Origin of the sequence: Cupriavidus oxalaticus, assembly GCF_016894385.1 — a bacterium.
Classification (GTDB): Bacteria; Pseudomonadota; Gammaproteobacteria; order Burkholderiales; family Burkholderiaceae; genus Cupriavidus; species Cupriavidus oxalaticus.
Map to the genome: position 1 here is coordinate 1,390,283 of NZ_CP069811.1, position 12,164 is coordinate 1,402,446.

The window sequence follows — 12,164 nt, forward strand, 5'->3', positions numbered from 1 at the left end:
TTAGGAGATACGCAGCATGACCCAACCCGCCATCCTCGACCAGGTCGCCAACACCACGCTCTACTGGGAAGACCTGACGCCGGGCATGACCTACAGCACCTCGTCGCGCACCATCACCGAGGCCGATGTGGCCGCCTTCGCCGCCCTGACGGGCGACTTCAACAAGGTCCACGTCGACGCCGAGTACGCGAAGGGCACCATCTTCGGCCAGCGCATCGCCCACGGCATGCTGGTCGCCGCGTTCATGGCCGGCCTGACCTCGCGCTCGATCCCGAACCAGTTCTTCGAGGGCTCGCTGTTCAGCGTGCTGGAGAACCGCCTGAAGTTCCCGAAGCCGACCTTCATCGGCGACACCATCCGCGTGGACATCGAAGTCACCGAGCAGAAGCCGACCAGCCGCCCGGAGCGCGGCGTCATCAGCTTCCTGCGCAAGGCCGTGAACCAGCGCGGCGAAGTCGTGGCCGAGATGGCCGCCACCTGCCTGTTCAAGCGCCGCACGCCGGGGGAAGCACAATGACGACCAGACCAGACGCCAACGGCCTCTGGTTCAGCGACCTCACCCGCCTGGTCGAGCCCTGCTCGATCGTGCTGGTAGGCGCTTCCGAGAAGCCCGACAGCATCGGCGCCCGCACCCTCGAGAACCTGACGGTCTACTCGCAGTTCCAGGGCGACCTGTACCTCGTCAACCCGGGCCGCAAGGAAATCCACGGCCGGCCGTGCTACCCCTCGGTGCGCGACCTTGGCGCCGTGCCCGACCTGGCCATCGTGGCCGTGCGCGCCGACATGGTGCTCGACGCGCTGCGCGAATGCGGCGAGTGCGGCGTGAAGTTCGCCATCGTCTTCACCTCGGGCTTCGGCGAGACCGGTGACGAAGGTCGCGCCGCCGAGGCCGAGATGCGTGCCATCGTCGCGAAGACCGGCATGCGCATCTATGGTCCGAACTGTCCCGGCCTGAACAACATGAACGCACGCCTCGGCATGACGTTCTCGCCGGCCTGGCGCATCGACAACGCCAGGCCAGGCCCCATCGGCGTGGCCACGCAGGGCGGCGGGCTGGGCCGCTCGTTCATCCAGTCGATGGACCGCGGCGTCGGTATCGGCCTGTGGTGCTCGGGCGGCAACGAGGCCGACCTGGAGGTCAGCGACTACATCCACTACATGGCGGATGCGCCCGACATCAAGGTCATCGTCACCACGCTCGAAGGCGTGCGCAACGGCCCGCGCTTCATGGCCGCCGCGCTGCATGCCGCGCGCCGGGGCAAGCCCATCGTCGCGCTGAAGGTCGGCAAGTCGGAGATCGGCGCCAAGGCCGCCGCCTCGCACACCGCCGCCATCGCCGGCGTGGCCGAGATCAACAGCGCGGTGTTCCGCCAGCTCGGCATCATCGAGGTGGACGACATCGACGAACTGATCGACGTGGCCTCGCTGCTGGCGCGCGCCACGCCGACCGGCAAGGAGCAGCTCGCCGTCTACAGCTTCTCGGGCGGTACGGCGGCGCTGTGCACCGACATGGTCGGCATCGCCGGCCTGACGCTGTCGAAGTTCGCGCCGCAGACGCTCGAGGCCCTGTCCCGTGCCCTGCCCGGCTACGCTGCCTTCGACAATCCCGTGGACGTGACCGCCGAGGTGCTGGTCAACGCCGAAGTCGGCTACGCCGCGCTCAAGGCCACGGCGAGCGACCCCAATACCGACCTCGTGCTGGTGCCGATCCCCGTCGAATATGGCAAGACCAGTGCCATGCTGGCCGACAGCATGGTGCGCGTGCAGTCCGAGGAGACCACGCCCATTGTTCCGGTCTGGATGAGCGACCGGACCGGCGAAGGCCAGCGCAAGATGATCGAGGGCGGCCTGATGCCGATGCGCGCGGTCGGCAATGCCGTGCTGGCCGTGAAGCGCTTCATCGAGTATGGCAAGTGGCGGGCGCAGTTCGACCTTGCCTGGCGTCCGCTCGGCCAGACCGCCGCGCGCCAGGCGGAGGGCCCCGTCACTACCCTGTCGGAAGCCCGCGGCAAGGCCTTGCTGGCCGGTGCCGGCGTGACCGTGCCGGGCGGCATGGTGGCCACGTCGGCCGACGAAGCCGCGCAAGCCTTCCGCAGCGTGGCCGCGCAAGGGACCGGCAAGGTCGTGATGAAGATCGTCAGCGCGGCCATCACGCACAAGACCGATATCGGCGGCGTGCGGCTGGGCATTGCGTCGGAAGATGCCGCCCGCGCCGCGTTCGCGGAAATCCACGCCAACGGCTGCAAGGCCGCGCGGGCGGACCGGATCGAAGGCGTGCTGGTCGAGCCGATGCTGCCATCGCCGTTCGTGGAAGCCGTGGTCGGCATCCACCGCGACGAGGTGTTCGGCCATGTCTGCACGTTTGGCCTGGGCGGTGTCGCGATCGAACTGTTCAAGGACGTCAGTCGCCGCCTGCTGCCGCTCACGCCGCAGTCCGCGCGGGCGATGATCGCCGAGACGCGCTGCCACGAACTGCTCAAGGGCCACCGCGGCCAGACGGCATTCGACATCGATGCGCTTGCGGATGCGCTGGTCAAACTGTCGTCCTTCGTGGCAAAGCACGCCGACCGCATCGACGAACTCGAAATCAACCCCCTCGCGGTGCGTCCGCAGGGCCAGGGCGTGGTGGCGCTGGATGCCGTCATCTCCCTCAAGGGCACGGAGCCTTCGCAATGGTAAAGACTGACATCGGGTACACCACGACCGACACCATCATGGTGCGCGGCAAGAACCTGTCCACCGAGATCATCGGCAAGTTCGACTTCGTCGACATGATCTTCTTCACCACGCTCTCGCGCATGCCGACGCCGCGCGAGAAGACCATGGTCAATGCGCTGCTGGTGACCACCGCCGACCACGGCATCACGCCAAGCTCGCTCTCGGCCCGCCTGACCTACATCGGCGCGCCGGAAGCGCTGCAGGGCGCGGTGGCCACGGGCCTGCTCGGCGCGGGCAGCGTGTTCCTCGGCCCGATGCAGAACGCGGCCGAGATGCTGATCGAAGGCGCCAGGGAACTGCGCGACGATGCCAGCGATCACGACGTCATCCAGTCCGCGCGCGAAGTCATCCGCAACCACAAGGAGCGCCGCCAGCAGGTCTTCGGCGTGGGTCATCCGATCCACGTCGACGGCGATCCGCGCGTGCCCGCGCTGCGCGAACTGTCGCGCGAGAACGGCTACTACGGCCTGCACTGGCGCCTGATGGAAGCCATCGCCAACGTGCTGGTGAAGGAGCAGAACCGCAAGCTGCCGATGAACGTGGTGGGTGCCATCGGCGCGATCATCGCCGCGATGGGCCTGGACCCGCTGATCGGACGCGGCCTGGCCCTGGTGGGCCGCTCGGCCGGCCTGCTGGCCCACGTGCTGGAAGAGAAGCGCCAGCCGATGGCCCGCGAGGCGTGGGAACTCGTCCTGAAGGCCGACCCGCGCAACGTCCTGCCCTGACGTGGGCACCGGCCCGGCCGCCGGGCCGGGCCGACGAGAAGAATTCGCTGAGAGACATCCCATGCAGAAGCTCACCGCCGAACGGCAAATGATCCAGGAAGCAGCACGCCAGTTCACGATGGAACGCGTGCTGCCGCTCGCCAACAAGCTGGACCCGGAAAAGGGGCAGATTCCCCGCGACCTGATCGACGAAATGGCCGAGCTGGGCTATTTCGGCATCCTTATCCCCGAAGAATACGGCGGCCTCGGCCTCGGTGCCTACGAGTACTGCCTCGTCGCCGAGCAGCTCTCGCGCGGCTGGATGAGCGTGGGCAGCCTGATCGCGCGCGGCAACGGCCTGATCGGCGCGCTCAAGGCGCTCGCGCCCGAGAAGAAGGCCGAATACTTGCCGCGCATGGCGGCCGGCCAGTTCCTCGGCGCATTCTCGCTGTCCGAGCCCAACGCCGGTTCCGACGTCGCCAACATCTCCTGCCGCGCCATGCGCGACGGCGACGAGTGGGTCATCACCGGCAACAAGTACTGGTGCACGTTCGCCGACGAGGCGGACTTCATCCTCGTCATCTGCCGCACCGATCCTGTGATCGACCCGAAAGCGCGCCACAAGGGCCTGTCGGCCTTCATGGTCGAGAAGCCGCGCGGCGCATTGCCCGAGGGCGTCAAGGGCAGCGTGATTCCCAAGATCGGCTACCACGGCTGGACCACCTGGGAGCTGGCGTTCGACGGCTGCCGTGTGCCGCATGCGAAGATGGTCGGGGACGAAGGCAAGGCGTTCTACCTCGCCACCGCCGGCCTGGAAACCGCGCGTGCCCACACCGCTGCCCGTTCCATCGGCCTGGCGCAGGGCGCCCTGGAAGATTCCATCCAGTACGCGAAGGACCGCGCGCAGTTCGGCTCGCCCATCGGCAACTTTCAGGCCATCCGCTTCAAGGTCGCCGACATGGCCACGCAGATCGAGGCGGCGCGCGCCCTGCTCTATGCGGTGTGCGAGAAGATCGACGATGGCGGCCGCGCCGACACCGGGGCGTCGATGGTCAAGCTGTTCGCCAGCGAGATGTGCGAGCGCGTGACCAGCGAAGGCCTGCAGATCCACGGGGGCGCCGGGTACACCACGCATTTCGCCGCCGAACGCTACTGGCGCGATGCGCGGCTGACGAAAATCTTCGAGGGCACCTCGGAAATCCAGATGCGCATTATCTCCGACGCGCTGATGGGCAAGGTGGCGGCATGATGCAGCGGTCATCCCCCGGCGCCCTCGCCGGCCTGCGTGTGATCGACCTCACGCAGATGCTGGCCGGCCCGTTTTGCACCCAGATCCTGGCCGACCACGGTGCCGACGTCATCAAGGTCGAGGCCATGACGGGCGACGGCACGCGCCTGACCGCCCCCTTCTGCGAGGACGACACGCTCCGCGAGTACGGCGGCTACTTCCAGAGCGTCAACCGCAACAAGCGCTCGATTGCCGTCGATCTGAAGACCGCCGAGGGCGTGGCGCTCGTGCGCAAGCTGATCGATGGCGCCGACATCGTGGTGGAGAACTTCCGCGCCGGCGTGATGGAGCGCCTCGGCCTGGGCTGGGAGACGCTGCGGCAGAGCAATCCTTGTCTTGTCTATGGCACCGTGCGGGGCTTCGGCGATCCGCGCTCGGGCGCCAGCCCCTACGCGGACTGGCCGGCCTACGACGTGGTCGCACAGGCCATGGGCGGCATGACGGGCATCACCGGCCCCGACCACCAAACACCGATGAAGATCGGCCCCGGCGTGGGCGACACCATCCCGGCGCTGATGCTCTGCATCGGCATCCTGTCGGCTATACACCGGGTGAAGGAAACCGGCAAGGGCCAGTTCGTGGACGTGGCAATGACGGACGCCGTGCTGGCCATGTGCGAGCGCATCGTCTACCAGACCTCGTACACCGGCGTGGTACCGGGGCCGGAAGGCAACCGCCATCCCCTGCTGTGCCCGTTCGGCCTGTTCCGGGCGCGCGACGGCTACGTGTCCATCGCCGTCGCCAACGATCCGCTGTGGGAAAAACTGGCCGCCGCCATCGGCCGTCCGGAACTGGGCATCGATCCGGCCTTCTCGACCAATGCGGCGCGCGTCGCCAACATGCAGCAAGTCATCGACCTGCTGGAAGACTTCACGTCGGGCCGCACCAAGGAAGAAATCGCGGCCGTCCTGGGCGGCAAGGTGCCGTTCGGGCCGGTCTGCACGTCCGCCGAGATCTTTGCCGATCCGCACTATGCGGTGCGGGAGATGCTGGTGGATGTCGAGCAGCCCGGTTCGGCGCAGCGCGTGAAGATCGCCGGCGTGCCGATCAAGCTGAGCGACACCCCCGGGGCGGTCCGGCGCCGTGCCCCGATGCTCGGCGAGCACACCGAGGAAATCCTGCGCGCCGCCGGCTACAGCGGCGACGACATCGACGATCTGCGTGCGGTCGGTGCTGTCCGCTAACCATTGGAAGGGATAGAAATGAAAAAAAATCGCCGCGGCAATTATTTCGAGGACTTCCATGTCGGGATGCGGATCCGCCATGCCACGCCGCGTACGCTGACCGAGGGCGACCGCAGCCTGTATATCGGCCTGACAGGCAGCCGCGCGGCGCTGTGCACGGCGCACACCAATGCACGCCAACTCGGCTTTGAACGCCAGCCGCTGGAAGACCTGCTGGCTTTCAACACCGCCTTCGGCAAGACGGTGCCGGATATCTCGCTCAATGCCGTGGCGAACCTCGGCTACGCGGAAGTGCGCTTCCTTTCGCACGTGTATCCAGGGGATACGCTGTCGGTCGAATCGGAGGTCATCGGCCTGAAGGAGAACGCCAGCCGCAGGAGCGGCGTGGTCTACGTGCGCTCCACGGCTCGCAACCAGCATGGCCGCGAGGTGCTCGGCTGGGTGCGCTGGGTGATGGTGCACAAGCGCGATCCCGAGGCGCCATGCGGCGAGCCGGTCGTGCCGGCCACCCAGCCCGTGGTAACGGTCGAACACCTGCGCGCAAGCGACTATACGGCACGCGTGCGCGAGATCACCGCCATGACCTGCATCGACGACCTGTGGGAGGACTACGCCGTGGGCGAACGCATAGACCACCCCGGCGCGATGACGATCAACGACAGCGACCACAGCATCGCCACGCGCCTGTACCAGAACACCGCGCGCGCCCATTTCGATGGCCATGCCGTGGCGGCCGGTGGCGGGAAGCGGCTGGTCTATGGCGGCCATGTCATCTCGGTATGCCGCGCGCTGGCCTATGACGGACTGGAGAACGGCCTGTCCATCCTCGCCATCAACGCCGGCAGCCACGTGAACCCGACCTATGCGGGCGACACCATCGCCTGCGCCACCCGGGTGCTGGACAAGATCGACCTCGGCCACGGGCACGTCGGGGCACTGCGGCTGCGCATGATCGGCGCGAAGAACGCCTGCGCCGCCTCCATCGTCTTTCCTGAGCCGGGCGAAGGCCGGGCCGCGCACCCGTCCAATGTGGTGCTCGACCTCGACTACACCATCGCCATCCCCCAACGATGAATACCTCCCCCCTCCATCGAGACAAGACATGATCACCGCAACCCATCCGAACGACGCCCTCTTTGCCGGCGAAAAGGCCTTTCCCGTGCTGGCCGCGTGCGAGCACTTTGCCGGCAGCGAGAAGCTGATCGGCAAGGCCATGGACCTGCAGGTCGAGTACGGCCCGGCCTTCGACGTGACCTGCGACTGCGAGGACGGTGCCGCCGCCGGGCAGGAGCGCGAGCATGCGCAAATGGTGGCGCGCATGATCGCGTCGGAACGCAACCGCTTCGGCCGTGCCGGCGCACGCATCCATGACCCGTCGCATCCCGCCTGGCGCCAGGACGTGGACATCATCGTGAGAGAAGCCGGCAGCCGGCTGGCCTACATCACCGTGCCCAAGGCCACCAGCAGCGGGCAGGTCGCGCACGTCATCCGGTATATCGACGAGGCCCGCACGAAAGCCGGACTGGACAAGCCCGTGCCGGTACATGTGCTCATCGAGACCCACGGCGCGCTGCGCGAGGTCTTCCAGATCGCCGAACTGCCTCACATCGAGGTACTGGATTTCGGCCTGATGGATTTCGTCAGCGGCCACCACGGCGCCATTCCGGCAGCGGCCATGCGTAGCCCCGGCCAGTTCGAACACGCACTGCTGGCGCGCGCGAAGGCCGACATGGTGGCAGCGGCGCTGGCCAATGGAATCGTGCCGGCACACAACGTCTGCCTGAACCTGAAGGACGCCGAGGTGATAGCGAGCGACGCCGGGCGCGCGCGCAACGAGTTTGGCTTCCTGCGCATGTGGAGCATCTATCCGGCGCAGATCCAGCCCATCGTGAACGCCATGCGTCCCGACCTTGCCGAAGTGGAAGACGCGGCCGGCATCCTGTTGGCGGCGCAGGACGCGGAATGGGGGCCGATCCAGTACAAGGGCGAGCTGCATGACCGTGCCACCTACCGTTATTTCTGGGAAATCCTGCAGAAGGCGAAGGCCACCGGCATGACGCTGCCGGCCGAGGCGGACCGCAGATTCTTCGCCCGTTAAGGCCGGGAGGCGATTCCTCTGCGGCTATCCGCGCGTGTTGGCTGTTGAAAACAAAGAAGAGGTTCCACAGGCGTTGCCCGTGGAACCTCCAAAGCCCGGCTGCCGTGGAAAGTGTCATCAGGACCGGAGGTCGGCACCCGGGGTGGAGACGCAATGAATGGTGAATCTCACAACTCGCGGAGCAACTCCGCGGCCTTCGGCCAGTTGCCAAATCCGTCGAGCGGCGAGAGGTGGCCGATATCGCCGCCATCGACGAAGCGGCTCCCCCAGGCCTGCGCAAGGGCGTGGACCTGTTCGAATCCTCCGATCGGGTCGTTGCGGCTGCCCACCACGATGCTCGGGAACGGCAGGCATGCCCTCGGCAGCGGTGTCCAGCCGTTGGCAGCCAGGGTCTGCGGATCGGAGTAGCCGGCGGGCAGCGGCGTGTCGAGGTCGGCGGGGGCGGCAAGCAGCGCGCCCTGAATCTCGCGCGTCGTCTGCTGTGCCCAGTGAACCGTGATGCAGCACCCCATGCTATGGGCCACCAGGACGACCGGCCCTTCGATGCCGCTGACGACGCGCTCGAGGTTTGCCACCCGGGCGCTGCGCAGCGCCTTGTCATGGTCGATCTGCGGCACGATCTGCACCGCCCTTCCCTGCGCTTGCAGTTGCTCGGCGAGCAGCGTCTGCCAGTGCTCCGGCATGTGGTCGCGAAGACCGGGAACAATCACGATCGTCGGCAGCTTGGTAGAAGTCATGGAATTCGATTTCCTCGATTGAGATCCGGGGCGTGATCACCGCCTCCGGGATAAACGTGCCACGCATCCCGGCGCGGGAAGCGTGGCATATCGCGAGATGAGGTGCCGTGAGCGCAGGTTGCTGCCTGCCCGCGGCATCGCCACCACGCCGGCGGTCAGAAGATATGGCGGATGCCCACGGCCGCGCCGAACATTGACTTCTGCCCATTGGACAACGAGTAGCTATTGCCCAGTGCCAGGCTGGTGGCGAAGCCGCTCGCCGCCGAGTCCATGGTCAGCCCCGCGTTGCGCGTATACGCCGTGGTCAGGTACACGTCGGTCCGCTTCGAGAACGCGTAGTCGACGATCAGGGCGATCTGCCACGGATTGGCCGCGTGCGTGTTGCCGCCGACATTCTTCAGGTTCTGGTAGTCATACTCCAGCGTAAAGTCCAGCGCCGGCGACAGGCGGTACTGGCCGCCGATCCAGTAGAAGTCGTCGCGCAGGAACTCCCTGCCCGTCTGGTCCTTGTTCTGTCCCCAACGGTAGCCGCCCATCACCTTGCCCGCACCGATCGAATAGCTGGCCATGACGGCCGCCTTCTTCAACGTGCCGTTGCTCGTGCCGATCGTCGGGTTCCACTGGTCATAGGCAAGGCCCAGGCCGAGTGGGCCATTGATGTAAGTCAGACCCGCGCCGTAGGCAGAATCCCGGCGGAACTGGCCCGGCACTTCGCCGTTGCCGCCCAACGTGGGAATACCGGGATTGATCTGCGGCAATGTCGTGCCGACGCCGAACGACCAGTGCGCCATGGCGGTGATGGGACCGAACGTGCCGGTGTACTGCGCCACGTTGTCCTCGCGGAAGTTCGCGCCGGCGATGACGCCCGCCGGTTCATACTGCGTGGCAAAGCGGGCCGGCACGAAGTTGGCCAACGACACGAACAGCGATGTGTACTGGCGGCCGAAGGTGACCTGCCCGTAGTCCGACTTGAGGCCGGCAAAAGCCTGGCGGCCGAACGTGCGCCCGCCCTGCTGCTGGGTGCCGGTATCGGCGTTGAAGCCGCTCTCCAGCACGTAGATGGACTTGAGCCCGCCACCGAGGTCTTCCGTGCCGCGCAGGCCCCAGCGCGAGCCGGAGTAGCCGCCGGAGTTCTCGCGGAACACCGAATGGCCCGTACCGGGATTGAAGCCGTTGGCCGCCGACGGCACGACGCCGACCTTGTTGACGTATTCGAGATTGACGTCGATGACGCCATACAGCGTTACGCTGGACTGCGCCTGGACCGCACCACATGCCGTCGCGGCGGCCAAGGCAAGAAACGCTCTTTTCATCTGCTCCCATCCTCCATGGTTCTTCGTTTTCATTGGATTGTTCTCAGGCTCTGTCACTACGACTTCCGGCGTCTGGTGCGCCGCTACTACAGGGGGGATGGGTCTTGCAATCCGCCCCCCGTTCAACGACCGGCAGCCAGCACCCTCCCGGTATGCGCGGCGGCCCGCTTTGATCAGCTTTGATCAGAAAGGACGGTCTCCGACGATGGTGGCGCGGTCCATCCTCCGGTGGCACGGCGGATAGTCCATGACGGCGTAATGCTGGGTCGAACGGTTGTCCCAGATGGCCACGCTGTTCTTCGTCCAGCGCCAGCGGACCTGGTGTTCGGGGATACAGGCCTGCGTGACCAGGTAGCGCAGCAGCTCCGCGCCGCCGGGGCTATAGTCCTGCCCGAAGCGCACGCGCGCCGGCGTGTGGAAGTTGGTGAAGTGCGTGGTAAACCCATTGACGAACAGCACCTTCTCGCCGGTCTCCGGGTGGGTCCGCACCACCGGATGCTCGGCGTCAGGAAACTGGCTCTTCAGCGCCAGGCGCCGCTCGATCGGCATGGCGGCGCCAAAGCTCGCCTCGATGCTGTGACGCGCCCGCAGGTCGGCGATCTGCTCCTTGACGTGGCCGGGCAGGTTCTCGTACGCAAGCACCATGTTGGCCCACATGGTGTCGCCCCCGACTGGCGGGCACTCCCGGCACCGCAACACGGCGCCAAGCGGCGGCACTTCCCTCCAGGTCGCATCCGTGTGCCAGGCGTTCTCGTAGCGATCCGGCGGGTTGTCGGGCGTCTTGTAGATCTGCACCAGCCCCGGATTCTCCGGGTCGCTGCCCGTCACGGGGTGATCCTCCAGATCCCCGAAGCGGCGCGCGAAGGCCACGTGCTGGGCAGCCGTGATGTCCTGGTCGCGCAGGAACAGCACGCGGTGTTTGAGCAGCGCTTCGCGGATGCCGGCGAACAGGCCGTCATCATGGATCGCATCGGCCAGGCTGACCCCAATCAGTTCTGCGCCGATCGCGGAGGTAAGTTGTTCAACTCGCATGGTCGATGGATGTCACTGCGGCTGGATGTTGAAGGTCTTCACGATGCGGGCGTTGCGATCGAAATCGGCGCGCAGGTCGTGGCTGAGCTGGCCAAGGCTCTGCGGCTGCAGCGGCTCGAACCCGAGCGCCGCAATCCGTTCCTGCACGCCGGCCCTGGAGGCGGCCTTGTAGACCGCGGCCTGGATCTTCTCGGTCAGGTCTGCCGGCACCCTGGACGACACGAACACGCCGGTCCAGTTGCTGAAGTCCACCTCCGGATAGCCCAGTTCGGCAAAGGTCGGCACCTGCGGAAGCATCGGCAAGCGCTGCCTGGCAGCCACGGCATAGGCCTTGAGCTTGCCCGCCTTGAGGAACGGCAGCGAGGTCACCATGCCGTCATACATCACGGCGATCTGCCCGCCCATCACCTGCGCCAGTGCCGGCGGCGATCCCGGGAACGGGATGTTCTGGAGATCCATCCCCGCCTTCTGGTTCATGATCATGCCGGCGTATTGCGAGGCCGTGCCGGGGCCGTAGGTGGCGAAGCTCAGGTTGCCCGGATGCGCCTTCACATAGCTGATCAGCCCCTGCAGGTCCTTCGCCGGCAGGCTGTGCGCACCGACGAGCAGCAGGGTCGATTTGGCCACGGCTGCCACCGGCTTCACGTCCTTCATCGGATCGTAGGGCACCTTCATCACATGCGGGATCTCCGCAAACACGTTGGTCGCCGACACCAGAATGGTCTGTCCATCGGGCGGCGCCGCCAGCAGTGCGCCGACCGCGATGGCGCCGCCGGCTCCCGGCTTGTTGTCGACGATCACCGGCTGGCCCAGCTCTGCCGTGAGTTGTTCGGACAGCATGCGGGCCATCACGTCCATCGTGCCGCCGGCAGGTGCCGGCACCAGTACGCGCACCGGCTTGCTGGTCCACGCCATGGCGGTGGGCGTGGCAAGCGCAAGAATCGTCGCGGCGACGACGCGGCGCACGCGCAGAACGGCAGGTCGGTCTGACATCTTTGTCTCCATCTCGGTATATCCAGCAATGTGATCTTGCTTTCGAGGGCGCAGCCGTCCCCGCCACCCTCGCCCCGGCGAGGGTGGAAATGCGGCT

Annotated in this window: 11 protein-coding genes; 7 read left to right on the forward strand and 4 right to left on the reverse strand. The window is 66.7% G+C overall.

Features of this window, described 5'->3' with window-relative positions:
- The first annotated feature begins 16 nt into the window (after nt 1–16).
- From JTE92_RS06155 to JTE92_RS06185, 7 genes are all read left to right on the forward strand, one after another.
- Nucleotides 17–517, forward strand: a complete 501-nt coding sequence (locus JTE92_RS06155) for a MaoC family dehydratase (protein WP_011616520.1) — start codon at nt 17–19, stop codon at nt 515–517.
- On the forward strand, nt 514–2,679 hold the full coding sequence (locus JTE92_RS06160; RefSeq protein WP_063239309.1) for an acetate--CoA ligase family protein: 2,166 nt from the start codon (nt 514–516) through the stop codon (nt 2,677–2,679). Before JTE92_RS06155 ends, JTE92_RS06160 begins: the two co-directional genes overlap by 4 nt.
- On the forward strand, nt 2,673–3,443 hold the full coding sequence (locus JTE92_RS06165; RefSeq protein ID WP_063239308.1) for a citryl-CoA lyase: 771 nt from the start codon (nt 2,673–2,675) through the stop codon (nt 3,441–3,443). The genes JTE92_RS06160 and JTE92_RS06165 overlap by 7 nt, the downstream gene beginning before the upstream one ends.
- Before the next feature lie 61 nt (nt 3,444–3,504).
- Nucleotides 3,505–4,671 carry an acyl-CoA dehydrogenase family protein gene (locus JTE92_RS06170; protein ID WP_063239307.1) on the forward strand — a complete coding sequence of 389 codons (1,167 nt, stop codon included), beginning with the start codon at nt 3,505–3,507 and terminating at the stop codon, nt 4,669–4,671.
- On the forward strand, nt 4,668–5,894 hold the full coding sequence (locus tag JTE92_RS06175; RefSeq protein ID WP_063239306.1) for a CaiB/BaiF CoA transferase family protein: 1,227 nt from the start codon (nt 4,668–4,670) through the stop codon (nt 5,892–5,894). Before JTE92_RS06170 ends, JTE92_RS06175 begins: the two co-directional genes overlap by 4 nt.
- 18 nt (nt 5,895–5,912) lie before the next feature.
- Nucleotides 5,913–6,968 carry a MaoC family dehydratase gene (locus tag JTE92_RS06180; RefSeq protein ID WP_063239305.1) on the forward strand — a complete coding sequence of 352 codons (1,056 nt, stop codon included), beginning with the start codon at nt 5,913–5,915 and terminating at the stop codon, nt 6,966–6,968.
- Nucleotides 6,969–6,996: 28 nt separating this feature from the next.
- Nucleotides 6,997–7,992: an HpcH/HpaI aldolase/citrate lyase family protein gene (locus JTE92_RS06185; protein ID WP_174544864.1), complete on the forward strand. Its 996-nt coding sequence runs from the start codon at nt 6,997–6,999 to the stop codon at nt 7,990–7,992.
- Between the two features lie 167 nt (nt 7,993–8,159).
- On the opposite strand, the gene JTE92_RS06190 is transcribed toward JTE92_RS06185, so the two are convergent.
- The 4 genes from JTE92_RS06190 to JTE92_RS06205 all read right to left on the reverse strand — a co-directional run bounded on the left by JTE92_RS06190 (nt 8,160) and on the right by JTE92_RS06205 (nt 12,067).
- Nucleotides 8,160–8,729: an RBBP9/YdeN family alpha/beta hydrolase gene (locus tag JTE92_RS06190; protein ID WP_063239304.1), complete on the reverse strand. Its 570-nt coding sequence runs from the start codon at nt 8,727–8,729 to the stop codon at nt 8,160–8,162.
- Between the two features lie 155 nt (nt 8,730–8,884).
- On the reverse strand, nt 8,885–10,042 hold the full coding sequence (locus JTE92_RS06195; protein WP_063239303.1) for a porin: 1,158 nt from the start codon (nt 10,040–10,042) through the stop codon (nt 8,885–8,887).
- Between the two features lie 183 nt (nt 10,043–10,225).
- Nucleotides 10,226–11,074: a TauD/TfdA dioxygenase family protein gene (locus JTE92_RS06200; RefSeq protein WP_063239302.1), complete on the reverse strand. Its 849-nt coding sequence runs from the start codon at nt 11,072–11,074 to the stop codon at nt 10,226–10,228.
- 12 nt (nt 11,075–11,086) lie between these two features.
- Nucleotides 11,087–12,067 (reverse strand): Bug family tripartite tricarboxylate transporter substrate binding protein, encoded by a 981-nt coding sequence (locus JTE92_RS06205; protein ID WP_063239301.1) that lies wholly within the window; start codon nt 12,065–12,067, stop codon nt 11,087–11,089.
- Nucleotides 12,068–12,164: the final 97 nt, after the last annotated feature.

What these genes read in the sequence shown, in the direction of transcription:
- JTE92_RS06155 (WP_011616520.1), top strand. Translation starts at nt 17, where the DNA reads ATGACCCAACCCGCCATCCTCGACCAGGTCGCCAACACCACGCTCTAC.
- JTE92_RS06160 (WP_063239309.1), top strand. Translation starts at nt 514, where the DNA reads ATGACGACCAGACCAGACGCCAACGGCCTCTGGTTCAGCGACCTCACC.
- JTE92_RS06165 (WP_063239308.1), top strand. Translation starts at nt 2,673, where the DNA reads ATGGTAAAGACTGACATCGGGTACACCACGACCGACACCATCATGGTG.
- JTE92_RS06170 (WP_063239307.1), top strand. Translation starts at nt 3,505, where the DNA reads ATGCAGAAGCTCACCGCCGAACGGCAAATGATCCAGGAAGCAGCACGC.
- JTE92_RS06175 (WP_063239306.1), top strand. Translation starts at nt 4,668, where the DNA reads ATGATGCAGCGGTCATCCCCCGGCGCCCTCGCCGGCCTGCGTGTGATC.
- JTE92_RS06180 (WP_063239305.1), top strand. Translation starts at nt 5,913, where the DNA reads ATGAAAAAAAATCGCCGCGGCAATTATTTCGAGGACTTCCATGTCGGG.
- JTE92_RS06185 (WP_174544864.1), top strand. Translation starts at nt 6,997, where the DNA reads ATGATCACCGCAACCCATCCGAACGACGCCCTCTTTGCCGGCGAAAAG.
- JTE92_RS06190 (WP_063239304.1), bottom strand. Translation starts at nt 8,729, where the DNA reads ATGACTTCTACCAAGCTGCCGACGATCGTGATTGTTCCCGGTCTTCGC.
- JTE92_RS06195 (WP_063239303.1), bottom strand. Translation starts at nt 10,042, where the DNA reads ATGAAAAGAGCGTTTCTTGCCTTGGCCGCCGCGACGGCATGTGGTGCG.
- JTE92_RS06200 (WP_063239302.1), bottom strand. Translation starts at nt 11,074, where the DNA reads ATGCGAGTTGAACAACTTACCTCCGCGATCGGCGCAGAACTGATTGGG.
- JTE92_RS06205 (WP_063239301.1), bottom strand. Translation starts at nt 12,067, where the DNA reads ATGTCAGACCGACCTGCCGTTCTGCGCGTGCGCCGCGTCGTCGCCGCG.